Source organism: Pseudomonas sp. PDM03, from assembly GCF_014852385.1.
GTDB lineage: Bacteria > Pseudomonadota > Gammaproteobacteria > Pseudomonadales > Pseudomonadaceae > Aquipseudomonas > Aquipseudomonas migulae.
This window is the reverse complement of record NZ_JACVBM010000005.1, coordinates 270,116-296,052: the sequence shown is the minus strand read 5'-3', so window position 1 is coordinate 296,052 and position 25,937 is coordinate 270,116. Positions and strand designations below refer to the sequence as shown.

Below are 25,937 nucleotides of genomic sequence, written 5' to 3'. Positions count from 1 at the left end.
GTGAGGCGTTGAGCTAACCAATACTAATTGCCCGTGAGGCTTGACCATATAACACCCAAGCAATTTGACTCCTCGAAAGAGCATCAGATTGCGGTGTGTGAAGACGCAATGAACCGAAAGTTCGAGAGCAACACACAAACTATCGCATACCCGATTCGCTGGAACGTCGCAAGACGCGTCAGCTCAAGAATTTCTTGACGACCATAGAGCATTGGAACCACCTGATCCCATCCCGAACTCAGCAGTGAAACGATGCATCGCCGATGGTAGTGTGGGGTTTCCCCATGTGAGAGTAGGTCATCGTCAAGATTAAATTCCGAAACCCCAATTGCGAAAGCAGTTGGGGTTTTGTTTTAGTAGAAGTCACCAATTTTGCTGGCACGTTACAACGTAACGGGCTGGTCACAGAATTTCTTGACGACCATAGAGCATTGGAACCACCTGATCCCATCCCGAACTCAGTAGTGAAACGATGCATCGCCGATGGTAGTGTGGGGTTTCCCCATGTGAGAGTAGGTCATCGTCAAGATTGAATTCCGAAACCCCTGTCTGCTAACGCAGACAGGGGTTTTGTCGTTTCGGGCTCGCTAATATCTCGATTGCCTGCCTAGGAAAAACAAAAAAGCCAGCCCCTTGAAAATCAAGGGCTGGCTTTTTTGTATGTCGAGTATTTAGAACTGGTAGCTCACTGTGGCGGTTTTCGATCAGTTGCCCGCCTGGCGTGCAAATTGATTGAGCACATCGCTCAAAGCTCCGGCGGCAACGTTGTAGCGGTGGCTGCTGACTGCCGCTCCAACGTCACCCACCATCGGGTGCGGTAGCGCAGTTGCACCGGCAAGATCTGCGGAAGGATGGCCAGCAGCTTGTCGGTGTCTTCCAACCGGAAGACACCGGACAGCCGCAAGTCGGCAATATCTGTTGTGCACGTCAGATAACCAAGACGGTAGCGTCCGACCTCCTGCAGGAAATCGCCAAGACGCATGTTGCGGGTGACGATCAGGCCGTCGACCCAGGCGCCGACATCCATGTCCTGCGGTGGTGCCAAACGTGCTCGCTGATGATCAATCACATAGCGCTGACCGGCCTGCACCTGAATCGGCATGCCATCGGCAAGTAGTGGTGAATGGATCGCGACCATGCCGCTGGTCACGCTGAGCCGCGTGCAGTTCGCTTCCTGGCGAAGGATGAAACGTGCGGCGACGCCCTCATACACACCGTGGCGACTGTGCACGCGTAGCGGTCGATCCAGTGAAGATCCTTCATCGGCCCCGCCGCACGTCACGATGATTTCGCCACGGGTCAGTTTGATCAGACGCTGATGCGCGGTGTAGTCCAAATCTACTGAGCTGACGGTGTTCAGTTCCAGTCGCGTGCCATCCGGCAGCTGGAAACCACGGCGCTCGCCCGTAGCGGTGGCAAAATCCGCGGTCCACTGTTGCCAGCCTGTCAGATCCCTGCCCAGCCATGCTGCCGATCCCATCAGCAACGCACCCGACAACAGTTTCAAGGCCTGGCGCCTGCCCAGTCCTTGAGCACTGTTTTCCAGCGTATTGAGGGCGATGGGGCACCGGGTACCGCACGCAGATTGTTGCTGAGTTCAGCGTGCAGGGACTGCACCCGTTGCCAGGCCAATTCGTGTTCCAGCTGTTCTGCCCGCCAGACATCGCATTGTTGGCGAAGCCTGGAATTGCTCGCGTTGTTTCGCAAGCGCAGCAGCCAGTGGATGGCTTGTTTGACCACTTGTTGATGAGGTTCGCCACGCCGACCCAGTGCAGGATTATCCACAGGCATCATATTGGGTACCGCAGCAGGTAGCAGTGATAAGGCGCATCAGCGACATAGCGCTCCACCGAACGTTGAGAGTGAGCCCTTCGGCGGCATTGCCCAGTCGAGCGCACAGCCACGTGTTGAGCCAACCGTGATGGCTATCGTAAAGCGGCTGTACTGCAAACTCAGGTGAGGACATGAACGCAACAGCCCGGACGTCACAAATGATAATTAGTCGCATTGTTATCACGGGTCGGGGAATTTGCAACTGCCGCTAGAACAACCGTCATCACACCAATGCGACTCAAGCGCTCTAGCACGCCGTTCGGCGGGTATCTGACGAAAATACCGGTCATTTCGTACATGCCCCTAAGATTTATCCCGCCTGTGCCGACAGACTGGTGAGACATGCGTGCACCAAAGTAGAGCGGCCATAGAGCCGCTTGAGCTGTACATGGAATGTTGCAACCCGGAACGCATCCCCACTTTCTGCATAGAAGCCCTATGAAATGAATCTCAAGTTCAGCCATAAAATCCTGTTGGCCGCCTCCGGCGTCGTGGTGCTGGCTTTTGCGTTGTTCACTTTGTACAACGACTATCTGCAGCGAAATACCATTCGGCAAAACCTCGAATCCTCCGTTCAACAAGCCGGCGACCTGACCGCCAGCAGCGTGCAAAACTGGATGAGCGGCCGCGTGCTGGTGCTGGAAAACCTCGCGCAAAACGTCGCTCATCAAGGCGCCAATGCCGATCTGCCGGGGCTGGTTGATCAGCCGGCCTTCACCTCCAACTTCCAGTTCACGTACGTCGGCCAGACTAATGGCGTGTTCACTCAGCGCCCGGACGCGAAGATGCCGGACGGCTACGATCCGCGTCAGCGTCCCTGGTACAAGCAAGCGGTTGTCGCTGACAAAACCATGTTGACCCCGCCTTACATGGCGGCCGTCGGTGGGTTGGTCGTGACCATCGCCATGCCGGTGAAAAAGAATGGCGAGTTGCTTGGCGTGGTCGGCGGTGACCTGAGCCTGGAAACCCTGGTGAAGATCATCAACTCGGTGGACTTCGGCGGCATTGGCCATGCGTTTCTGGTCAGTGCCGACGGCCAGGTGATCGTCAGCCCGGACAAAGACCAGGTCATGAAGAACCTGAAGGACATCTACCCCAACGCCGGCCTGCGCATCGAGAAGGGCAATCAGCAAGTCACCCTGAACAACCAGGAACGCATCCTCTCGTTCACCCCGGTCAACGGTTTGCCGAATGCTGCGTGGTACATCGGTCTGTCGATCGATAAGGACAAGGCCTACGCACCATTGAGCCAATTCCGCACCTCAGCGTTGATCGCGATGTTTATCGCTGTCGCCGTCATTGCGGTGCTGCTGAGCCTGCTGATCAACGTGCTGATGCGTCCGCTGACCACCATGGGTCGTGCGATGCAGGACATCGCTCAGGGCGAAGGCGACCTGACCCGTCGTCTGTCCGTGGAAAGCAAAGACGAATTCGGTGAACTGGGGGGCTCCTTCAACCAGTTCGTGGAGCGAATTCACGCGTCGATTTCCGAAGTGTCCTCGGCCACCCGGCAGGTCCATGACCTGTCGCAACGGGTGATGGCTTCGTCCAACGCGTCGATCGTCGGTTCCGACGAACAAAGTGCGCGCACCAACAGCGTGGCGGCAGCGATTAACCAGTTGGGCGCCGCCACCCAGGAAATCGCCCGCAACGCCGCCGACGCTTCGCAGCATGCAAGCGGCGCGAGCGAGCAGGCCGATGACGGTCGTCAGGTGGTGGAAAAAACCATTCTGGCCATGACCGAGCTGTCGCAGAAAATCAGCCTGTCGTGCACGCAGATCGAAACCCTGAACGCGAGCACCGACAACATCGGGCACATTCTCGATGTGATCAAAGGCATCTCCCAGCAGACCAACTTGTTGGCGCTCAACGCCGCCATTGAAGCGGCACGCGCCGGTGAAGCCGGTCGTGGTTTTGCGGTGGTGGCGGACGAGGTACGTAACCTGGCGCATCGCACGCAGGAGTCGGCCGAGGAAATTCACAAGATGATCACGTCGCTGCAGGTCGGCTCGCGTGAAGCGGTGACCACCATGAACGCCAGTCAGGTCTCCAGCGAAGAGAGCGTTGAAGTGGCGAACCAGGCAGGTCTGCGTCTGGTCAGCGTGACGAAGCGCATTGGCGAAATCGACGGGATGAACCAGTCGGTGGCGGCAGCGACCGAGGAGCAGACGGCGGTGGTGGAAACCCTTAACGTCGACGTTAACCAGATCAATCTGCTGAATCAGCAGAGCGTGGCCAACCTCAATGAAACGTTGAAGGATTGCGATGCATTGTCGTTGCAGGCGAATCGGTTGAAGCAGTTGGTTGATAGCTTCAAGATCTGATTCGGGTCAGATCTACCGCGTTATCGTTCTTCGCGGGCAAGCTTCGCTCCTACAGGTTACTCGATACCTTGTAGGAGCGAGGCTTGCCCGCGAAGAGGACTGGCGCATCACCGAAAAAAGTGTGTCCTACGCAAACAGCTTCAACACATTATTCATCGCATCATCGGCAAACCCCTGCACAAAATCCTTGAACCCCGGCAGCGCCTCGGCGCCACCCTGAGCCGGCTCGGCGTTGATGGTCCATGTCGCTCGGGACTTGCCTTCACCCAGCACCTCAACCGTCATCGCCGCCCACAAATTGGCCACGCCCAAGGTGTTGTAGATCGTGGTCCAGGTCATGGTCCGCGCCTGGTCATCCCGCGAATTGAGTTGCTCGACCACCAGGTTGCCGTCCTTGAAAAATTTCTTGCGCAGCGATGACACGCCTTCGCCGGTCGTCTCGATGTGCGACAACGCCGGGATGAATTGATCGAAGCCGGCAAAGTTGCCGACCACCGCCCAGACTTTTTCGGCCTGCGCCGGCACGTCCACCGAAGACACGACGTGGCAGCCTTGCGGGTTTTTGATCAGGGTATCGGGTTGCAGGTTTTTCATGGTTTTGCTCCGCTTGAGTGATTCAGATGAAGTTGATTTCTTTGAGGTAGTCGCAGCCGCGACGCAGCAGCGCCGGGGATTTTTCCGGGTAGTGCGCGCCCATCTGCCGCACGCCGGCCTGAGCGTTGTCATGGCCGATCATCGAGATGTCGCCGATGTCTTCTTCGAAGCCGTTGAGGTAAAAACCGAGCACGCCGAACAGCGCGTTGTCGCTGTCGACCCGGCCCAATTGCTGTTGCCAGTCGGAGACGCTGACCATGGAAAATTCCCGACCCGCCTCACGAAAGGACGCGACGTAATCGTCCCAACTCAGCGGCTCGGGGTTGTGCAGGTTGAACACCGCTTTTTCCGCTGAATATCGGCTGGCGTGGAAGGCGATGAAACGGGCGAGAAAGTCCACCGGCATCAGGTCGAAATTCAACGCGAACTCCGGCACCTGACCGAGCTGGATCGAGCCTTTGAGCATCAGCATCAAACGGTTTTTGTGCGGCTGGCAGACGCCGCTCAGGCTGTTGAAGCTGATGTTGCCCGGGCGGTACAGATTGACCCGAACCCCGCGCTCCCGAGCCCTTTCCAGGATCCGTTCGCCGACCCACTTGGACAGGTTGTAGCCGTTCTTGATGTAGATCGGCGGGGTCTGCGCGGCGGGCAGTTCGAGCACCCGGCCATCAGCGGAAATCGTGCTCGAAGCCGACAGCGTCGAGACGAAGTTGAAGATTTTTTTACTGCGTCCTTCGCACAAGCGCAGGCACTCGAAGATAGGCTCGACGTTGTCCCGCGCCAGCGACTCGTAATCCAGCACGTGATTGACGTTGGCGGCGTTGTGCACCAGCGCGCCGTACTCGCGATCCAGGCGCTCATAAACATCCACCGCAAGCCCCAGCGAGGGCTGTGTGATGTCCGCCGCGTAAACCCGCACCCGGCTCAAATCCAGATGCTCCAGACGGTTTTCCCGCAACGCGTGGGCGAAGCGTTCCGCCGCTGATTGCCCGCTGCCATCGCGCACCAGACACGCCACTTCGCTGGCGCCCCACGCCAACAACGCTTCGACAATATGCACACCGACAAAACTGTTGGCGCCGGTGACGATCACCTTGTGTACATCACCCATGCGACTGACGGGCAGCGGCTCGATATCCAGTTCGCGGAAGGCATCCGCCATGGCCTGTTCGCTCAGCACTTCCTCAGTGCCGGAGCCGCGCACCAGCGTCGCCAGTTTCGCGATGGTAGGCAGTTCGATGAAGCGGTTGATCGAGATGCTGCGACCGAACTCTTCACGCAGGCGCAACAGCATGCGCGACAGCAGAATCGAGTGGCCGCCCAAATTGAAGAAACTTTCGTCGGTGGAAATGTCGCTGGCCGGCAACTCCAACAACTCGGCCCAGATCTCCAGCAGCAGCGCTTCATCGGCACTGGCCGGCAAGCGTCGCTCGGTGTTTTCGGCGATGCTGACGGGCAGCTCCAGCAGGGCTTTACGATCGACCTTGCCGTTGCTGGCAAACGGCATACTCGCCAGTTCGGTCCAGACGGTGGGCTGCATGTAGTCCGGCAGAAACTGGGTGGCGTGCGCTTTCAGTGCTTCACGCGCCGCGCCGGGTAGCGCTTCTTGAGGCTGGGTGAGGAACGCCAGAATCCGCCGTTGGTTGTCGATGACCACGGCCACCTGGCGGTACAGCTGGCTGTCGCGCAGACAACGTTCGATCTCCTCCGGCTCGACCCGAAAGCCGCGAATTTTTACCTGATTGTCCCGGCGTCCGCACAGCTCGATGCCGGCGTCGGTCCACTTCGCCATGTCGCCGGTGCGGTAGGCCCGCAGGTGTTCACCGCTCGGCAGGCTCACGCTCAAATAGCGCTCGGCGGTCTGTTGCGGATTGTTCAGATAGCCCAGGCAGACACCGGGCCCGACGATGTACAACTCGCCGACGGTCTGTTCGACGACCGGCTGAAAATCCTCGTCGAGAATCAGCACCTGACTGTTGGCAATAGGCGCGCCGAGGGTGCGATTGCTGTCGCCGGCACACAGTTGCCGCGCGGTGATCAGCACCGTCGCTTCGGTCGGGCCATAGAGGTTGTAGAGGTTGCCCTGGCGGGTGAGCTGCTCGATGACATAGGGTTCGCACACATCGCCACCGGTCATCACGTGATCCAGCACCTGCAACTGCTCCAGCGGCAGAATGCTCAACAAGGCTGGTGGCAGAAACGCGTGGCTCAAGCGTTGGTGGCGGATCAGTTCCACCAGTTGCAGCGGATCACGGCGTTGATCGTCGCTGGGCACGATCAGCTCGGCGCCCTGCAACAGGGTCGGGAAAATATCGATCAGCGACGAGTCGAAACTCAACGACGAAAACTGCAGCGCCCGGCTTTGCTCCGTCAGTTGCACATAGTCGGCGTACCACGCGGTGAAGTGCGCGAGGTTGGCCTGGCTGAGCAACACGCCTTTGGGATGGCCGGTGGTGCCGGAGGTGTAGAGCGCCATGCACGGCGCGTCGAGGTCCGGGCGCTGGCGCATCAATGGTTGGTCGAGATCCACGCTGTCGATGTTGATCGCGCTGATGTCCAGGCTGAGCATCTCGGATGCAAGAGGATGCTGCCCGTCGTGCAACAGCAACACGGCACCGGCATTCGCCAGAATGTAGTGCTGACGTTGCAGCGGATGGCTCGGCTCCAGCGGCAGATACACCGCGCCGCTGCCGAGAATCGCCAGAATCCCCGCATACAACGCACTGCATTTCGGCAGGCAAATGCCGATCACCCACGGCCCGTCGAGTTGTTCGAGCATTGGCTGCAAACGCTGCTGGATGGCGCGGCTGTGAGCATGCAGTTGGCGATAGCTGAGGGACGTGCCGGCGAGGTTCAGCGCCGGTCTGTCGGCGGACTGCATGAAGCGCTGCTCAAGCCGCTCGATCATCGGCACTTGCGCGAGTTGCAGCAACCGAGGATCAGCGGTGGAATTGAGCCGATGGACGAAGGCCAGGTGCTCCAGGAGCCGCAGGCTTTCTAGCCGCTCGAAATGCACCGGGGTCGCTGGCTCGGCCAGTAGAAAATAGTCGGCGTCCCGCGAGAAACGACTGACCAGCAACGCTACGTGGTCCACCAGCTCCGCCACCGCCCGCAGACGCAATGCCTGGCCGTTGCCCGAAGGTTCGTCGGCAATCGGCACGCGCGTGAGCAGCGTCGAACCGTGCAGGCATAGCAAGTCCAACGTCACAAGACCTGAAGTCTGCGGCTCGCCGATGCCCAGTTGCAGCGTCAGTCGCGATGTCGCGCCGAAGTCCTCAAACGGCAGGCTTGTGTCGTCGATCAGCAAATCGAACGGTCCCGCCGCAGGCTGACCAACTGCTTCAAGCCGCATCAGTGAATGACCGTGTTGTTCGAGCTCCAGCGCCAGGTCGGTCAGGGCCTGGCTCTGCCCGATGAGCAGAATGTCGAGACGTCTCATGATGTGCTCCTCGTTAAACCAGGTAGTCGCTCAGGGCTTCTTGAACGCACGGCGAATCGAGCAGCGAACTGCTGCGGAAAAAACGCACGATGTTGGCGACCAACGGGTGATGGCGGTTGATCGGGAAGGCCAGTCCCGACACTTCGCGCTTGAGTGCGGCGCGCGCGGCTTCGCTGATTTGCAAAGACTCGATCAGGCGGAAGTCGAACGACTTCTGAATGTCGTTGGTCAGGTAATGGCCGATGAACACCGGTAAAATCTGCGCGATGCAGCGGCGGTCTTCTTCACTTGCGGTGTGCCAGTAGATGCGCACCAGCCGCGCCCAGAAGCCCGAGTGACGGCCCTCGTCGAGCAGGTGGTCAGCCATCAAACCCTTGATCGATTGCTTGACCGTATCGTCCTTGGCAAACGCCGCCACATCACCGGTGACGGTGTTCTCGGCGATGGCCACGCAGATCAATTCCACGGCACTGCGCAAGTGTTCCGGTGCGAGTGCCACGGCGGCCGGAATCGCCCGGCTCAGTTCGATTTCATCCGGCAGACCGATGGGCGTAATGCCCGTCATGGCAACGGTTTGCTGCATGAAATCCATCGCCACCAGCGCGTGGTAATCCTCGTCCACCACCACGGTCATGGCGTCGTACCGGCAGGCGAACGGGAAGGCCACGGCAAAGCGGTTCTTGGCGATGCTGCGCGCAGTTTTGTCGACGATCTCGGTTTCGAAAATCACCACGTCGTTGATGAATTTGTAGAGCGTCTGCACCAGGGCGAAATCCCGTTGCTCCGGGCATTCGCGCAGAAAGGTTTCGCTCAATACCAGCGGTTGGCGACTGAGCGGGTAGATCAGCTTTTCGTCGTTCTCCAGCACGCGGCGCGGGCGGGTGCGGATGGTCGCGCGGCTTTCCCAGGCGTCGGCGAAGGATTGGTAGTCGGCGGCGTTCATGCGTTCACCTCCGCCAACGGCTCGCTCATGCTCAGACGCAGGCCGTCCCACAGGGCAATGCGGCTTTCCACGGCGGCGAGGGCGCTGGCGTAGACGTCTTCTTCGCGTTGCGGATCGCCATTGACCAATCGCGCGAGGAGTTTTTCCGCTGCCGGGCCGTGGTCTTCGGAATCGACTTCAATGTGCCGTTCCAGGTAGTAACGGAAGGTCGGCGCTTGCTCGATACCGATGCCCCAATCGTCGAGAATCCGCTGGAACATCTGCGGAATCACGCTCTCGCGACCGTGCAAAAATGCCGCTGCAACACTGTGGCCGGGTGCATGCAGCGCGGTGTGCAAGGTATGGCGCACGAACTGCGCAGCGGCCGGGTCAACGTCCACGCTCTGCAATGCCACGTCATAACTCACGCCTTCTTGCTGCAGGGCTACGAAGCGTTCGATGACGGCCGTGCTGGCCCCCACTTCGCGCATCGCATCGAGGTACAACTCGAAATGGCTGTAATGGCCGTGGGCCGGACGATCATCGGACTCTTCGCCAAGCACGATCTCGTTGATCAGGCGCGCCGCTTGCGGATCGCTCGGCGGCAGCCAGGGCAACTGAACGCAGGTCAGCTCCTGTTGCAGGCGCTTGGTCAGCGACATGAAATCCCATACCGCAAACACATGGGATTCCATGAAGCGTTGAAGTACCGAAAGCGAATGTATTTCAGAGAAAATCGGGTGCGCGCTAAGTTCTGCTTTCTTCTGATTAAGACGGTCTTTAGTCGATTTCATGGCGAGCCTATAAGTGGTCCGGAGTGAGGTGTGATCAATAAGTAATGAGTGCTTTAAAAAGTCTGATGGCGAGCGGATGCCTCAAATGAATTGATCGGTATTAGTTGCATATAAGTCTTATGGCTAAAGGGTTGCAGCCAGTAGCCAGTGGTGGCGGAGAAAAACTAATACACGAATAAAGTGCGGGGCAAGTTATTTTTATACTATTTTAAAGTTTAACTTTTTCGAGCGTGACAAGTTCCAATAAGACTTTTTGAATAAGTTTTATTTGGGCGTAGTTGCTCCTTTCGGCTTATATAAGTCGAAATCGAAGTAAAGAGTGAATGCCTCACTCGAAGCAACTTTCTAAGGGTGATCGTTAGTGTGATTTGAGGGGTGGAAGTTGGCCGGGACGCCGATGCTTCCTTTCCCGTGGCAAGACTCCTTCCTTAGGTTCTTGATGCGGGGACTGCGCCGCTCATGCGGTGCGTCGCCCGTTTGTTATTCGTTGGCAGCCCAAGAGTGAGCGTAAATCAAGGCAGCCGCTATCACCGACGCGTCATAGGGTCAGTGCAAGGGGCGGGTTTGGCAGAAAGGATGTGCAGGCGCGGCAAGCGCGGGCGAGCAGGTCGACCTGCTCGCGCCGTTGCCGGGGTGATTTATTTCGAGGTTTTTCTGCTTTGCGCTTCGGGGCTTTCGAGATAGCGGGTGATGACCTCGACACCTCGGTTGAGGTGATGTTCGAGCAGCGTCACCGAGCGCTCGATGTCGCGGTCTTCCACCGCCCGCAGCAGCGCACGGTGATCCTCCTGGGACAGTTTGCCCAGGCCCATGGCTTCCAGGTTGAAGCGCAGGAAGCGCTCCTCTTCGTTCAGTCCGTCTTCGACCAGCCTCAAGAGCCGACGGTTAGGCGCCTTGCAATACATCGACATGTGGAACAGGCGGTTCAGCCGGCCGATTTCGGTGTAGTCGTGTTCCGTTTCCAGTTCGTCGATGTAGCGGGCCGCCTGCTCGAAGTCTTCGTTGGTGAGCAACGGGATCGACAGGCGCAGGGCTTCGGACTCCAGAAGGATGCGCAATGCGTAAGTCTCGACGGCGTCGCCCTGAACCAGTGGCGCGACCACCGCACCTTTGTGGGCGACCACGTTAAGCAGCGCTTGGGCTTCGAGCTGGCGTAAGGCTTCACGGACCGGCATGCGGCTGACACCGAACAGGTCGGCCAGGTCTTGTTGGCGAAGAGCCGTGCCGCAAGGAATGCGACCATCGAGAATGGCGGCGCGCAGGGTCTCTTCGATGACCGAGCGGGCCAGATGAGCGGGAATCGGCCCGTTGACCTTGATACTGCTGAGAGGGTTGGGCTTCTGTGTCACTACAACGCACCCTGAATGACTGAGATAATTTGGATCCAAGAGGACACTAGTGACTGCCTGACAGGTTGTCAAACGCACACAGGGTCACACTTCAAGTTTAGTCGTCCCGCAGTGATCTCACCGTGCCATTGTCATTTAACAGGCTAACCTTCAACATCAATCGATTCCACCTGCCCACCCTGGATGCCTCGCATTGGCGGCACGTTTCGCGATCCCTCGGACTTTGCGCTGGTTGTGCTGCGCGTTACTGCTGGCCGGTGTCATTTCGGGCGGCCTGCACGCCGACTGGGATTTTTCCCTGATCAGCCGTCGGGCGCAGGCGTTGTACGGGCCATTGGGCGAGGGTCAGCAGCGCATCGATGCCTGGCAGCAATTGTTGGCGACGCAGAAGCAACTCAGTGAGTTGGACCGGCTCAATGTGGTCAACCAATTCTTCAACAAACAGATGCGCTATGAAGAGGACATCGACCTGTGGCACGAGGTCGATTATTGGGAAACCCCGATCGAAGCCTTGTGGAAAGGCGCCGGTGATTGCGAAGACTTCGCCATCGCCAAGTATTTCAGCCTGCGCCGCCTCGGCGTTTCCAGTGACAAGTTGCGCATTACTTACGTAAAGGCCCTGAGCCTCAATCGCGCGCACATGGTGCTGACCTACTACGCCAGCCCCGACGCCATGCCGTTGGTGCTCGACAGCCTGATCGATGCGATCAAGCCCGCCAGCCAACGTACCGATCTGTTGCCGGTCTACGCTTTCAATGCCGAAGGCTTGTGGTTGCCGGGTGCCAAGGGCAACAAGAAAGTGGGCGATACCAAGCGGTTGTCCCGTTGGCAGGATGTGTTGAAGAAAATGCAGGCGGAAGGATTCCCGGTCGAAACGATTAACTAGGAGCACGCGCTCAGATGTCTTTGTTCAAACAGCTATTGATCGCTATTTGTCTGTTCCTGGTGGTCGCCTTCACCGGCAGCTTCATGGTCAGCCTCGAGAGCTCGCGCACCCAGTATGTCAACCAGTTGCGCTCCCATGCCCAGGACGCCGCGACGGCGTTGGCGCTGTCGTTGACGCCGAACATCGATGACCCGGCGATGGTCGAGCTGCTGGTCAGCTCGATCTTCGACAGCGGTTACTACGCGAGCATCCGTGTGGTCGATCTGTCGAACGACAAGACGCTGGTCGAACGCAATGGCATCCCGGCGATCACCAATGTACCGGACTGGTTTATCAAACTGATCGGCCTGGAACCGGCGGGTGGCGATGCGATTGTCAGCCGTGGCTGGGAACAGGCCGCGCGGGTCGAAGTGGTCAGCCATCCGATGTTCGCGCTGGCCAAGCTTTGGCAGAGCGCACTGGGCAGTCTCGGCTGGTTGCTGCTTTGCGGTGCGGTGAGTGCAGCGCTGGGTGCGTTGTTGCTGCGCCGGCAATTGAAACCGCTGGACTACATGGTCCAGCAATCCCACGCCATTGCCCGTCGTGAATTCCTCAGCCTGCCGAACCTGCCGCGCACACCTGAATTGCGCCGGGTGGTGCAGGCCATGAACCAGATGGTCGAGAAGCTCAAGGCGTTGTTCCAGGAGCAGGCCGAACGCAGTGAAAAACTGCGCGCCGAGTCCTATCAGGACAACCTGACCGGGTTGGCCAACCGGCGCTATTTCGAGATGCAATTGAACGCGCGGGTGAGCAATCCGGAACAGGCAAGTTCGGGGTATTTGTTGCTGCTACGGGTCAAGGACCTCGCCGGGCTGAATCAGCGTCTGGGTGGTCAACACACCGATGATTTGTTGATAGCGGTCGGCGAGCAACTGTCCCGCGAGTGTGCCAAATACCCCGAAACGCTGAACCTTGTCACGCGGATCCGCGGTGGCGAATTTGCCGTGCTGGCGCCGGGATTGCTGCGCGCAGAAGCGCTTCAACTGGCGCAAAGCCTCGACAGCTCATTAGCCAGCCTGCATGCGACCGGCGCCACCGACGTGGCCGCAGTGGCCTTCATCGGGCTTGCGCCGTTTGTGTATGGCGACGCTCCGCAAGCGGTACTCGGGCTGGCGGATCAGGCACTGGCGCAGGCTGAAGGCCAGGGCGATTCGCGGTGGGTGTGCCTGGACCGCGCAACGTCGGCCCCTGTCGGCGATGATCATCATGCCTGGCACAGCTTGCTCGATCTGGCGCTGAGTCAGCAGCGCTTCGAGCTGTATTTCCAACCGGTGGTGGCCAGCCAGGACACGACGCTGGTGCTGCATTACAAAGTGCTTTCGCGCCTGATCGACGAGCAGGGCCAGGCGATCCCCGCCGGCCGGTTCTTGCCGTGGCTCGAGCGTTTCGGCTGGGCCGCGCGCCTGGATCGCCTGATGCTGGAGCGAGTGCTTGAGCAGATGGCCGACCATGAAGCGTCGTTGGCACTGAACCTGTCCTCGGCGACGCTGGCCAATCCGCAGGCGCTGAGTCAACTCTTCGATATTTTGCGGGCGCACTCCAGTTTGGGGTCGCGGCTGACGCTGGAAATCGGCGAGGAACAACTGCCGGAGCAGGCTGAGCTGGAAGAGCTGACACGGCGGCTACGTGAACTCGGCTTCTCGTTGAGCCTGCAACACTTTGGCGGGCGCTTCAGCATGATCGGCAACCTGGCACGGCTCGGGTTGGCGTATTTGAAGATCGACGGCGTTTACATCCGCGCGATTGATCAGGAGAGCGACAAGCGTTTGTTCATCGAGGCGATTCAGCGGGCGGCGCACAGCATCGACTTGCCGTTGATTGCCGAGCGGGTCGAGACGGACGGGGAGCTGGCGGTGATTCGCGAGATGGGGATTTACGGTGTGCAGGGGCAGTTGTTTGGTGAGCCGAAGCCCTGGGAGTGATCAGATCTGAAGATCGTCATCGCGAACAACCCGGTAAACATTGTAGGAGCCGGCTTGCCGGCGATGGCGTCAGCACAGACAACGACAAAGGTTGGATCAGATCAACCCCGAATCATCCTCATCAACCAGTAGACTCAACCCACCCAACGCTTCCCGAGCCTGTGACCGGTCCATCAGTTTGGCCTGTGCGGCGGCCGGCAGGTCGGTGACGCGGATTACGCCCTTATCGGTCAGCACCTGAATCAAGTCGTCGAGTACCCGGATCATGTCCAGGTCACTTTGTCTCAATTGCTTGAGTTGTTTTATTTGTTGCAGTTGCTTGTGGCTGGTCGCCATGACCTCGCTGGCGAACCAGGCTTGGAGGTCTGGGTGATCGGCCGGGAGTATTTCGGTAGACCCGGCATAGGCCTCGGCTTCCACGCGCATCAGTTGGCCGTCTGCATTGCGTTGCACGTAGAACATTGAGCATCCCTCACGAGAATGACCCGCATCGGTCTGTCAGCAGCATAGCCAAAGGAGCGGTGCCTGGATGTCAGCCGTAGCAAAACATGCTTATAAACTAAGTAACTGATTGATTTAAAAGATATATGCGAAACAACTAAACGTCTGTTCGTTAATTGCCTGGGTAAATGGTCCGCTTATTGCTCCGTTGTTACTCGTGTTCGTGATGTTGTCAGCGACTGAATGAGCCTGCCATTCGGCGCCAAAATGAGCGGCCGCTCAGGCTTGAGTGGATAATCGCGCGCCGTCCGGTCGAGCCATTTTTTTGATGAGTGCACGCATAGATTGGCAGCCAAAAAAACAGCGTCAAGTCAAAAAAATGGCGATTAAAAAATAATTTTGATCGCGATTAAGTATTACGCTAGTGTAGTTCAAAATATTGACGATATCATTTTAGTGGCTCACTTCGACGGACCGTCACGAGCTCCATGTTCTATCTCAGCAAGCGCCTCGGGCAGTCTATGAATCGTACAGACGATATATCGAACCTGTTCAACAGGTTCGGGGCAAGTGCGGACAGCTATCTCGAATTCGATAGCCATTTTGACTACAAAGAAAAGCCGTTGGCGCTGGTGCCGGCTACGCCTGTGTCCGTGGTGACTGAAGCCCCTCAGGCCGCTGCCGAGGTGGCTGAAGCCGCACCGATCGATCGCACGATCCATGACGAGGCTGAACTGCCGCCCGTCAAAATCCCTCAGGTTGCTGCGCCGCTTCGCCATTTACTGGCCGAGGTCGCGCTGGCGCGTCAGGCAGAAGCACAGGCACGCAACGAAGAGGCGCTGCGCCAGGTGCTGCCCAATGGTCGTCCGAGCAAAACCAAGGCGCATGTCATCGCGTTGATATCGGGCAAGGGCGGTGTTGGCAAAAGCACCCTGGCTTCGGCGCTGGCTACCCTGTTGCGGGTTGAGCACGGTCAGACGCTGGCCATAGACCTCGATCCGCAAAACGCCTTGCAGCATCACTTGGGTGCCGAGCCGGATGTGGCGGGCATGGCCAACGCAAGCCTGCAGGGTGAAAACTGGAATTCACTGCTGTTGGCCGGGCCGGCAGGCGCATTGTTGCTGCCTTATGGTGCGGTCACTGAAGATGAGCGCCGGACGCTGGAGCGCTATCTGGAAAACGATCGATTCTGGCTGGCCCGTCAGCTGGCGAACATGGCGCTGGGCGAAAACGACGTGGTGATTCTCGACACGCCACCGGGTCGCACGGCTTACCTGGACCAGGCCTTGATGGTGGCTGATCAGGTGTTGGTGGTGGTGACCGCCGACGCCGCGTGCTTCCTGACACTGGACCCGATGCAGCGCTTGCTCGACGAACGCAAGGCCCGGGGGCAGGCACCGCAGTGCAATTACGTGATCAATCAGTTCGACGTTTCCCGAGCGTTTTGCCGGGATATGCAAGAGGTGCTCAAGCGCCGTCTCGGTAATGATCTGCTGGGGGCCGTGGCGCTGGATCACAGCATCGGTGAGGCGTTGGCGTACGGTCAAAACCCGTTGCTGGAACCGGGCTTTTCCCCGGCTTGCCGAGACATGCGAGTCCTCAGTGACAGACTCAAGGCGCAGTTGAAGTCGATGGATGTCGCGGAGTCGTACGCTTCGTGATTACGGCCTCAGCTCCCGATACCGAAGCCCTGACGCGATCGCAGCGTTGGGCGCAGGCGTTGTCCGAACGCGTGGACAGTTTGCCCAAGGCATTGCGTCGAGCGTTGACCCTCGGCGTCACCCTGATGTGCGCGCTGATCGCTGTTTTTATCATCACGGTGCCATTCGATCTGTATTCGCAGTGCCTCTTTGCGGCGGGTTGCTTCGCCACCGCGTTGGTGCTGCGCAAGATTCCGGGGCGCCTGACGGTGATGGTGCTGATCGGTTTGTCACTGACGGCATCCCTGCGCTACCTGTACTGGCGGCTGACGTCCACCCTCGGTTTCGAAAGCTGGCTGGACATGCTGTTTGGCTACGGCCTGGTCATGGCCGAGCTGTACGCGATGATCGTGCTGGTGTTCGGTTACATCCAGACCGCCTGGCCGCTGCGCCGCAAACCGATATTGATGAGTGGCCCGCCCAGTGAATGGCCGACGGTCGATGTGTTCATCCCGTCGTACAACGAAACACTGGATATCGTCAAAGTCACGATCTTCGCCGCTCAGGCCATCGACTGGCCTCGCGACAAGCTGCGCGTGCATGTTCTCGATGACGGGCGCCGCGAAGACTTCCGTGAGTTCTGCGGGCAGATCGGCGTCAACTACATCGTTCGTGACAACAACCGCCACGCCAAGGCGGGCAACCTCAATGAAGCGTTGAAGGTCACCAGTGGCGAGTTCGTGGCGATTTTCGACGCCGACCACGTGCCCACGCGCTCTTTCCTGCAGGTGAGTATCGGCTGGTTCCTCAAGGACCCGAAGCTGGCGATGCTGCAAACGCCGCACTTCTTTTTCTCCCCTGACCCGTTCGAAAAAAACCTCGACACCTTCCGTTCCGTGCCGAACGAAGGTGAGCTTTTCTACGGCCTCGTACAGGACGGCAACGACCTGTGGAACGCGACGTTCTTCTGCGGTTCCTGTGCCGTCATCCGCCGTGAACCGTTGCTGGAAGTCGGTGGCGTGGCCGTCGAGACCGTGACCGAAGATGCCCACACGGTGCTCAAACTCAACCGTGCCGGCTACAACACCGCGTACCTGGCCATTCCTCAGGCGGCGGGCCTGGCGACGGAAAGCCTGTCGCGGCACATCAGCCAGCGGATTCGCTGGGCACGGGGCATGGCGCAGATTTTTCGCACCGATAACCCGCTGTTCGGCAAAGGCCTCAGCCTGGGCCAGCGTCTGTGTTACGTGAACGCGATGCTGCACTTTTTCTATGGTTTGCCGCGTCTGGCGTTCCTCACCGCGCCGCTGGCCTTTCTGATTTTCGACGCGCGGATCTACCACGCCTCGGCCTTGATGATTACCGCTTATGTGCTGCCGCACATCCTTCACGCCAGCCTGACCAACTCCAGCATTCAGGGGCGATTCCGCCATTCGTTCTGGAACGAGGTCTACGAGACGGTACTGGCCTGGTACATCATGGGCCCGGTATTGATGGCGCTGGTCAATCCCAAGTTCGGCGGCTTCAACGTGACCGACAAGGGCGGGATCATCGACAAGAAGTACTTCGAATGGAAGCTGGCGCGCCCGTACATCATCCTGCTGAGTTTGAACGTCGCCGGCATGATCATCGGTGTGGTGAAGCTGATGGAGGGCGCGGACGATGCGGCGACCACGATCCTGATCAACCTGGCCTGGACGGTTTACAACATCATCATTACCAGCGCCTCGGTGGCGGTGGCCAGTGAAACCCGGCAGATGCGTTCCGAGCCGCGGGTCGCGGCGGCGCTGCCGATGCGCCTGACCCGTGCCGATGGCAGCGTCATCGAAGGCACCACCCTGGACTTCTCGCAAAAAGGCCTGGGCTTCCGTTTGCCGGAAGGGGTGATGGTTCCCCAGGGCGAGCGGGTGCAGATTTCGCTGTTCCGCAATCAACACCTGAGCGTGTTCCCGGCGGTGATTGTGTTCAGTCGCGGCACCGTTCTGGGCGCGCAGTTCGATCAGTTGACGCTGCGCCAGCAAAGCGAACTGGTGCGCCTGACCTTCTCGCGCGCCGACACCTGGGCGTCGACCTGGGGCAGTGGTCAGGTCGACACGCCGTTGGTTGCGTTGCGCGACGTCAGTGCCATTGGCCTGCGCGGTATCTACGAACTCTTCAAGGCCACGGTCCTGGAAGCGCGAGCCTGGCTGCGCAACCGTCGTCCACCCCCACCCCTCTTAGAAAACGTTCTGGACAAGTGATGAACTCGAAGTCTTTCGCTGTCGGTAACCTGCGCGGTGTTCGCCGCGCTCTGGCTCGTGCGACCTGCACCATGCTGGCGTTGGGGAGTGGTGTCGCGGCGTTCGCCGAAACGGCGCCGGCGACCAGTGCCACGGCAGGTGCCGGCAACTACAGCCTGACGCTCAAGCAGCTGGGCCGGAATTATCCGATGACCCTGCGCGGCGTCGAGTCCGCCGACAGCGTCAACTTCGACGTGCGCGCCGATGCGATCGTGACCGGCGCACACCTGACGTTGCAATACACCTACTCCCCTGCGCTGCTGGCCGACCTTTCGCAGATCAACGTGATGGTCAACGATGAGGTGGCTGCCAGCCTGCAATTGCCCAAGGAAAATGCCGGGGTGATGCAAAAACAGGTGGTGCAGATTCCCGCTCACCTGATCACCGAGTTCAACCGTTTGAGCCTGCAGTTCGTCGGCCACTATTCGATGAGTTGCGAAGACCCACAGCACTCCAGCCTGTGGGCCAGGATCAGCAACAACAGTCAGCTCGACATTCAAGTGTCGCCACTGACCTTGCCGGACGATCTGGCAATCCTGCCGCTGCCGTTTTTCGACCGTCGGGATGCGCGTCAGCTGAGCTTGCCGTTTGTGTTTGCCGCTGCGCCCGACAACAGCACCCTGGAAGCCGCCGGCGCACTGTCGTCGTGGTTCGGCGCGCAGGCCAGCTATCGCGGCGCGGTGTTTTCCTCGCGCTTCAACCAACTGCCGGCCAGCGGCAATGCCGTGGTGCTGCTCAGTGGTCCTGATGCGCTGCAACTCGGTGGTTTGACGCTGCCGGCGGCGACAGGGCCGACCCTGACGCTGATGAGCAACCCCAATGATGCGAACGGCAAATTGCTGGTGATCACCGGTCGCGACGGTGCGGAACTCAAGCGCGCCGCGACGGCGTTGGTGCTGGGCAGCCAGGCGTTGTCGGGCAGCCGCGTGGTGATCGACCATCTCGACAATGTGCAGCCACGCAAGCCGTACGACGCACCGAATTGGTTGCCCACCGATCGTCCGGTCAAGCTGGGTGAGTTGATTGCGGCCAAGCAATTGAATGTCGCCGGCTACAACCCCGGCGAGATCACCGTGCCGCTGAATTTCCCGCCGGACCTGTTCACCTGGCGCGACGAAGGCGCACCGCTGGACCTCAAATACCGCTATACCCCGCAGGAGAAATCCTCCAACTCGTCGTTCATTGTCAGCTTCAACGACGGGTTGATTCAGTCTCGCAACCTGCCGTCCCAGGACAAACTCGACAGCGGTGTGCTCAGCGCGCTGAAGACCAACGACAGCCTGGCCCGCGAAGTTCGTGTGCGCCTGCCGTTGAACTCGGTTGCCCTGCAATCGCGTCTGCAACTGCGCTACATGTTCGATTACATCAAACAGGGCGAGTGCGGCGACATCATCATCGACAACATGCGCGGCAGCGTGGACCCGGAATCGACCCTGGACTTGCGCGGCTACGACCACTTCATGGCTATGCCGAATCTCGGCGTGTTCAAGGACGCAGGTTTCCCGTTCACCCGCCTGGCCGACCTGTCGCAAACCGCCGTGGTGCTGCCGGACAACGCCGGGGCTACGGACCTGGATGCCTACCTCACGGTGCTCGGACGGTTTGGCCAGTCCACCGGTTACCCGGCCACCGGCGTACAGGTGACGCAAGCGGCGCAGGTCGCGACGGCTGCCGACAAGGATCTGCTGGTATTGGCGTCCGGTGCCAATCAGCCGCTGCTGACCCAGTGGGCCGACCGTCTGCCGGCGGCCGGGAATGACGGCCAGCAACGTTTCGAACTGTCCGATTTGCCCATGCGCGTACGGGATTGGTTCAGCCCCGACCCGGATGCCAACCAGCGCAAGGCACGGCTGGCCATGGCGTTTTCCGGCGGGCAGCGCAGCACGTACCTGACCGGTTTCGAGTCGCCGCTGAAGAGCGGTCGCAGCGTCGTTGTGATTGCCAGCGACCGGCCGGAAGGCCTCACCGAGGCGACCAAAGCCTTGGTCGGTGGCGAGGAGTACACCCAGTCGATCCAGGGCAGCCTGGTGGTGGTTCGCGGCAAATCCATCGAAGCGCTGGTGGCGGACGAGCAGTACTACGTCGGCGAACTCGGGCCGTTCAAGTACGTGCAATGGATGTTGTCGCGGCATGTGGGCTGGATGTTTGCGCTGACCGGGCTGGCCATCGTGCTGCTCAGTGGTCTGGCGTACGTGTCGCTGCGTGCCCGCGCCAAACGACGTCTTGACGTGTGATGAGCGTGCCCGCCTTCGCCCATAAACGCCCGTGCCGTGCCGCCGTGATCGCGCTGTCGACGCTGCTGCTGGCATGGCTGCTGCCCGCCACCGCCCAGGCGCAACGTTGCGAGGCATCGACCTGGCCGTTGTGGCAGACGTTCGTCGAGCACTTTGTGCAACCCGACGGGCGTGTGCTGGACGCCAGCACGCCGCAACGTCACAGCTCGTCGGAAGGTCAGTCGTACGCCATGTTCTTCGCCCTGGTGGCGAATGACCGGGTCACCTTCGACAAGCTGTGGCGCTGGAGTCAGGACAACCTCGCCCAAGGCGATATCAAGAACAATCTGCCGGGTTGGTTCTGGGGTCTGGACGAGCAGGGCAACTGGCGCCTGCTGGACAGCAATTCGGCGTCAGACGCCGATCTCTGGTTCGCCTACGCGTTGCTCGAAGCCGGAAGACTTTGGCAGAGCGATGCCTACACCCAGGCGGCGCGCCAGATCCTGCACAACGTTGTCACCCAGGAGGTCGAGGACCTGCCGGGGCTTGGCAAAATGCTGATGCCGGGGAAATTCGGATTTATCAAACCTGACCTCGACAAACCCGAGCTGTGGCAGCTCAACCCCAGTTACCTGCCGATTCCGGTGCTGCGCCGATTCGCCGACATCGATCGCAGCGGACCGTGGGCGGAAATCGCCACGAACACCGCGACCCTGATCAAGGCCGTCAGCTACAAAGGCTTCGTTGCCGATTGGGTCAGTTATCGCCGCACCGGGCCGGGCAAGGGCGAGTTCATCGTCGACCCGGTCAAGGGTGAATTGGGCAGTTACGATGCGATCCGCACGTACCTGTGGGCGGGCGTAATGCCCGTCAAGGACCCGCTGCGCAAACCGTTGCTCGGCAGCCTGGGCGGCATGCTCGCCGCCACGCTCGCCGACGGTGTGCCGCCGGAGAAAGTCCAGGTGCTCAGCGGTCAGCGCAGCGGTGCCGGCCCGTTCGGTTTTTCCGCCGCGCTGCTGCCGTATTTCAAAGCGCTGGGCAATGCGTCGCTGCAACAGCAACAGGCCTTGCGCGTGCAGCAACTGATGGCCCAGACCCTGACCGCCGAAGCGGTCCAGGCAAAGCAGCCACCCTATTACTTTTTTGTACTGAGCCTGTTTTCGCTGGGCTACATGGACAACCGCTACCACTTCCTCGATCACGGGAAGTTGCAACCGATGTGGGAGAAGCAATGCCAGCGCGCCGTCACGCCATAGCCTTCGGGGTTTTCGCCGCCCTGATCCACAGCAGCAGCTTTGCCGAGCTCAATGGTGCCGGCAAGGCGCTGCTGCAACAGGGGCAATACTGGCAGGCACAAGGTGACCAGGTCCGGGCCACCGAAGCCTGGAAAAAACTGCTGCTGATCGATCCGCAGCAAGCCGATGCGATTTACGGTCTGGGCTTGCTGGAGCTCAAGGCCAACCGTCCTGCAGGTGCCAATCGCTACCTGGATCAGCTCAAGCAATCCCATCCTGGCGAATCGCAAACGTTGTTGCTGGAACAGGCCATCGCCTTGCAGAGCGGCAACAACCTTGATCAGTTGGAGCAGGCACGCCTGCTGGCAACGGCGGGTGAGCTGGACAAGGCCATGCCGATTTATCGGCAGATCTTCGCAGGCAAGGCACCTCAAGGGGAGCTGGGCCTGGAGTTCTACAACTACCTCGGTTACTCGACCGGTGGCTGGACTGAGTCGCGCCAGGGCCTGGAGCGTTTGCTGCAACAGAGCCCGGATAACGCCAAGGTCAAACTGGTGTTGGCCAAGCTGCTGCTGCGCAACGAGGCGACCCGTACCGACGGTATTCGTCGCTTGGGTCAGTTGTCGACCTTGCCCGAACTGGGCGGTGAGGCTACCGAAAGTTGGCGCGAGGGTCTGGTGTGGCTGGGTTCGCCACGAGCGGCGGAGATCCCGTTGTTTGAGGAGTATCTCAAGGCCAATCCGGATGACGCCGAGATTCGCACGCAAATGAACAGCCGTGGCACGGCTGCCGTGGCTGCCCAGCAGAATCCGAACCTGGCACGCGGTTTCAAGGCGCTTCAGGACAACCAGTTGAATGTCGCCGAGCAAGCCTTTCTGGCACGACTCAAAGAACAAGCGCAGGACGCCGACGCGTTGGGCGGCCTGGGGATCGTTCGTCAGCGTCAGGGCCGCTTGAGCGACGCCAATGAACTGCTCAAGCGTGCCGCCGGCCGTGGCGGCAACCCGCGCTGGCAAGCGGCGCTGGAGAGCAATCGTTACTGGGATCTGCTGGGCCAGGCTGACAAAGCCAAATCCGACCATGACCTGGTGCGGGCGCGCAGCCTGTTGCAACAGGCCATCGCCAGTAAGCCGCGAAAAGTCGAAGGCTATGTCGCTTTGGGTGGTGTGCAAGCGGAGCAGAACCAGTTGGACAATGCCGAGGCGAGCTATCGTCAGGCACTGACCCTGGACAATGACAATCCTGCGGCCCTGCTGGGGCTGATCACCGTGCTGGCGCAAAACGGTCAGGCCAGCCAAGGGTTGCGAATGATCGAAGGGCTGAACCCGGCCCAGCAAAAACGCCTTGGCGATTTGCGGCCATTGCGTGCCGCCGTCGCGGTCGGCCAGGCGAAAAATGCCGAGCGCAGCGGCGACCTGAACGGCGCGATTGCCGCGCAACAGGAAGCCGTGCGCAACGACCCGCAGAATGTCTGGACACGCTATGACCTGGCGCGTCTGTACGTGCAAGCGAAGGCCCCGGACAAAGCCCGACAGACCATGGCGGAGCTGCTTAAGGCCGATCCGCAGCGCGTCGATGCGCTGTACGTCAGCGCGTTGCTGTCGAGCCAGTTGGGCGAATGGTCGAACGCGCAAAGCACGCTCGAGCGCATCCCGGTGAGCCAGCGCAGCACGGCGATGCAACAACTGGCCAACGAGGTTCAGGTGCAATCCTTGGCCAACCAGGCCTCGAGCCTGGCCAAACAAGGTGACCGCAGCCAAGCCATCACCTTGTTGCGTCGTGCCGAACTGGCCGCCAACGGCAAACCCGAATCATTGGGCATGCTGGCCTCGGCGTACGTCGATGCCGGTGATACCGAACACGCGTTGTCGATGCTGCGCAACGCCATGGCGCAAAGCAGCACACCGTCGGCGTCGCTGCGCCTGGCGTACGCCGGCGTGCTGCTGAAGACCGGTGACGACGTGCAGGTCAATCAGATCCTGCACGAGTTGCAGAGCCAGCCATTGGCGGCGGCGGATCAGCGCAGTTACGACCAATTGTTGTACCTCTACACCGTGCGTCAGGCCGATCTGTTGCGGGAAAAGGGCGACCTCGTGGCGGCCTACGACACGCTCGCGCCGGCCCTGGCGCAGCGTCCGAATGACCCCTTGGCGGTTGGCGCGCTGGCGCGCATGTACCTGGCCAACAACAACGCCAAAAAAGCCATCGAGCTGTATCAACCGTTGCTCGACCAGGCGCCGAATGATCCGCAGCTGCAGATCGGCATGGCCCAGGCCTTGAATCAGTCCGGCGATTATCGCGGCGCTGAGAAAGCCATGGACAAGGCGCTGGAACTGGCACCGAACGATGCGCCGATTCTCGCCACCGCCGCCAGTCTGTATCGCGCCCAAGGCAAGAACGCCAAGGCCGCGCAGCTGTATGCGCGTGCCCTGGCACTGCAAGCACCGAGCAAGGAAGACGCCAATCCGTTTGCCGGGACCGTGGCTGCCAACCCGTTCGTGGGCAAGGCCGGACAACGCAGTCAATCGCGGCTGGCCGAGGCTACGCTGTCGCAAATTCCGGCGCCCGCGCAGGTGCAAGTTGCGCAGGCGGCGGATGAGGCCGAGCCGGCCCTATCGAATGCCCTGGCGAGCAATGGCAGCGCTGGCGCTTACGCTGTGCAACCCGCGCGGGCCCCGGCCAAGCCGACGGACCCGCAGACTGAAGCCCGCCAGGCGATGCAAAGTGCGCTGGACCAGATTGATCAGGAGCGCAGCCCGCGTGTCACTCAAGGCGTGACCATCCGCAGCAATGACAGCGAGTCGGGTTTGAGCAAAATAACCGACGTCGAAACGCCGCTGGAAATCAGTGTGCCGCTGGGTGATGACCGTCTGGCGCTGCGCGTTACGCCGGTGTCGCTGAACGCCGGTGGCATCAGTGATCCTGCCAAGTCGCGCTTCGGTGGTTTCAATGAGCAGCAGATGGCCGCGTTGCAAGCCCAGTTGGCGAACAATACGAACCCGGTCCAGACCGATTTTCTGCGTAATCAGATCAGCGGCCCGATCGGGCGCCAAAAGGACACGGGTGTCGGCCTGGCCGTGGCTTACGAGAACCCGTCGCTGGGGCTGAAAACCGATCTGGGCGCAAGCCCCATGGGTTTCCTCTACAGCACCGTGGTCGGTGGTATCAGCATTGATCGCTCGTTCACCGAAGGCAGCGATTTCCGCTACGGCCTGAGCCTGTCGCGGCGCCCGGTGACCGACAGCCTGGTGTCTTTCGCCGGTGCGCGAGACGCCCGCAGTGGTTTGGAATGGGGTGGCGTCACCGCCAACGGCGGGCGTTTGCAGCTCAGCTATGACAATGGCGATTATGGCGTCTATGGCTACGGAGGCCTGCACAAACTGGTGGGCAACCACGTCGAATCCAACAGCCGTGCCGAGGCTGGCACCGGTGTCTACTGGTACTTGCTCAATGACGATAGCCGTCAGCTGACCGCCGGCCTGAGCCTCACCGGCATCAGCTACGACAAGAACCAGGGCAACTTCACCTATGGCAACGGCGGTTACTTCAGCCCGCAAAACTTCTTTTCCATCGGCGTGCCGATCGGCTGGTCGCAACGCACCGATCGCTTGAGTTACTCGATCAAGGGCTCGGTCGGCGTGCAGCACATCGAGCAGGATACGACGCCGTACTTCCCGAACGACAACGACATGCAGAGCGTGCTGAATCAGGTATCGCAGCAGTACGCCACGGCCGGGATCATTGTGCCGACCCAGTACTCGGGACAGAACAAGACAGGCGTCGGTTACAACCTGAATGCGGCCGCCGAGTACCGTTTTGGCGACAACGTCTTCCTGGGCGGCAGCTTCGGCCTGGACAACGCCCAGGACTACAAGCAATTCACCGGTGGTTTGTACCTGCGGTACATGTTTGAAGACTTCACCGGTCGCATGGCGATGCCGGTCAGCCCTTACCGTTCCCCTTATTCGAATTAAGCAGCAGGAGTTTGCACCGTGGCAGTATCGATTCTGGCAGGCATGACCATTTT

General features: G+C 60.0%; 14 protein-coding genes, 2 rRNA genes and 3 pseudogenes. 10 read left to right on the top strand and 9 right to left on the bottom strand.

Annotated features, from left to right (window positions below; translation table 11 throughout):
- Positions 1-193: 193 nt before the first annotated feature.
- Positions 194-309, top strand: a 5S ribosomal RNA gene (gene rrf, locus IB254_RS11195).
- A 104-nt stretch (positions 310-413) separates the two neighbouring features.
- Positions 414-529: ribosomal RNA gene (rrf, locus tag IB254_RS11190) — 5S ribosomal RNA — on the top strand.
- Positions 530-745: 216 nt separating this feature from the next.
- Here the strand turns inward: rrf (IB254_RS11190) and IB254_RS11185 are convergent.
- From IB254_RS11185 to IB254_RS11180, 3 pseudogenes are all read right to left on the bottom strand, one after another.
- Positions 746-1,791, bottom strand: a pseudogene (locus IB254_RS11185) (FecR domain-containing protein).
- A pseudogene (locus tag IB254_RS29845) lies at positions 1,791-1,874 on the bottom strand (RNA polymerase subunit sigma); the annotation flags it as partial. The pseudogenes IB254_RS11185 and IB254_RS29845, both read right to left, overlap by 1 nt.
- Positions 1,859-1,966 (bottom strand): annotated as a pseudogene (locus IB254_RS11180) (RNA polymerase subunit sigma); the annotation flags it as partial. The pseudogenes IB254_RS11180 and IB254_RS29845, both read right to left, overlap by 16 nt.
- Positions 1,967-2,276: 310 nt before the next feature.
- Between IB254_RS11180 and IB254_RS11175 the strand changes: the two are divergent.
- Positions 2,277-4,157, top strand: coding sequence for a methyl-accepting chemotaxis protein (locus tag IB254_RS11175; protein ID WP_192417324.1), 1,881 nt, complete (start codon positions 2,277-2,279; stop codon positions 4,155-4,157).
- 126 nt (positions 4,158-4,283) lie between these two features.
- Here IB254_RS11175 and IB254_RS11170 read toward each other — a convergent pair whose 3' ends face one another.
- The 5 genes from IB254_RS11170 to IB254_RS11150 all read right to left on the bottom strand — a co-directional run bounded on the left by IB254_RS11170 (position 4,284) and on the right by IB254_RS11150 (position 11,255).
- Positions 4,284-4,751, bottom strand: a complete 468-nt coding sequence (locus tag IB254_RS11170) for an SRPBCC family protein (protein WP_192417323.1) — start codon at positions 4,749-4,751, stop codon at positions 4,284-4,286.
- Between the two features lie 22 nt (positions 4,752-4,773).
- A complete protein-coding gene (locus IB254_RS11165; protein ID WP_192417322.1) occupies positions 4,774-8,190 on the bottom strand; it encodes a non-ribosomal peptide synthetase in 3,417 nt (1,138 codons plus the stop codon).
- Between the two features lie 13 nt (positions 8,191-8,203).
- Complete coding sequence (locus IB254_RS11160; protein WP_192417321.1) at positions 8,204-9,133, bottom strand: diiron oxygenase; 930 nt, start codon at positions 9,131-9,133, stop codon at positions 8,204-8,206.
- The gene (locus IB254_RS11155) at positions 9,130-9,906 is read right to left on the bottom strand and encodes a DUF3050 domain-containing protein (RefSeq protein WP_008039599.1); all 777 of its coding nucleotides are present in this window, start codon (positions 9,904-9,906) and stop codon (positions 9,130-9,132) included. The genes IB254_RS11160 and IB254_RS11155 overlap by 4 nt, the downstream gene beginning before the upstream one ends.
- A 638-nt stretch (positions 9,907-10,544) precedes the next feature.
- Positions 10,545-11,255, bottom strand: coding sequence for a GntR family transcriptional regulator (locus IB254_RS11150; protein ID WP_192417320.1), 711 nt, complete (start codon positions 11,253-11,255; stop codon positions 10,545-10,547).
- Positions 11,256-11,448: 193 nt separating this feature from the next.
- Between IB254_RS11150 and lapG the strand changes: the two genes are divergently transcribed.
- Positions 11,449-12,141 carry a cysteine protease LapG gene (gene lapG, locus IB254_RS11145; protein ID WP_192417319.1) on the top strand — a complete coding sequence of 231 codons (693 nt, stop codon included), beginning with the start codon at positions 11,449-11,451 and terminating at the stop codon, positions 12,139-12,141.
- 14 nt (positions 12,142-12,155) lie between these two features.
- A complete protein-coding gene (lapD, locus tag IB254_RS11140) occupies positions 12,156-14,102 on the top strand; it encodes a cyclic di-GMP receptor LapD (RefSeq protein ID WP_192417318.1) in 1,947 nt (648 codons plus the stop codon).
- Positions 14,103-14,198: 96 nt separating this feature from the next.
- On the opposite strand, the gene IB254_RS11135 is transcribed toward lapD, so the two are convergent.
- Complete coding sequence (locus IB254_RS11135) at positions 14,199-14,564, bottom strand: tryptophan synthase subunit beta (protein WP_192417317.1); 366 nt, start codon at positions 14,562-14,564, stop codon at positions 14,199-14,201.
- A 500-nt stretch (positions 14,565-15,064) separates the two neighbouring features.
- Here IB254_RS11135 and bcsQ point away from each other — a divergent pair, with 500 nt between their 5' ends.
- Genes bcsQ through IB254_RS11110 form a run of 5 tightly spaced genes read left to right on the top strand, consistent with a single transcriptional unit; the run spans position 15,065 to position 25,884 of the window.
- Positions 15,065-16,204 carry a cellulose biosynthesis protein BcsQ gene (gene bcsQ / locus IB254_RS11130; RefSeq protein ID WP_192417316.1) on the top strand — a complete coding sequence of 380 codons (1,140 nt, stop codon included), beginning with the start codon at positions 15,065-15,067 and terminating at the stop codon, positions 16,202-16,204.
- Positions 16,201-18,423: a UDP-forming cellulose synthase catalytic subunit gene (gene bcsA, locus IB254_RS11125; protein ID WP_192417315.1), complete on the top strand. Its 2,223-nt coding sequence runs from the start codon at positions 16,201-16,203 to the stop codon at positions 18,421-18,423. Before bcsQ ends, bcsA begins: the two co-directional genes overlap by 4 nt.
- Positions 18,423-20,696 (top strand): cellulose biosynthesis cyclic di-GMP-binding regulatory protein BcsB, encoded by a 2,274-nt coding sequence (gene bcsB / locus IB254_RS11120; RefSeq protein ID WP_192417314.1) that lies wholly within the window; start codon positions 18,423-18,425, stop codon positions 20,694-20,696. The genes bcsA and bcsB overlap by 1 nt, the downstream gene beginning before the upstream one ends.
- Positions 20,696-21,931, top strand: coding sequence for a cellulose synthase complex periplasmic endoglucanase BcsZ (gene bcsZ / locus IB254_RS11115; protein ID WP_192417313.1), 1,236 nt, complete (start codon positions 20,696-20,698; stop codon positions 21,929-21,931). Before bcsB ends, bcsZ begins: the two co-directional genes overlap by 1 nt.
- The gene (locus IB254_RS11110; protein ID WP_192417312.1) at positions 21,907-25,884 is read left to right on the top strand and encodes a cellulose biosynthesis protein BcsC; all 3,978 of its coding nucleotides are present in this window, start codon (positions 21,907-21,909) and stop codon (positions 25,882-25,884) included. Before bcsZ ends, IB254_RS11110 begins: the two co-directional genes overlap by 25 nt.
- Positions 25,885-25,937: the final 53 nt, after the last annotated feature.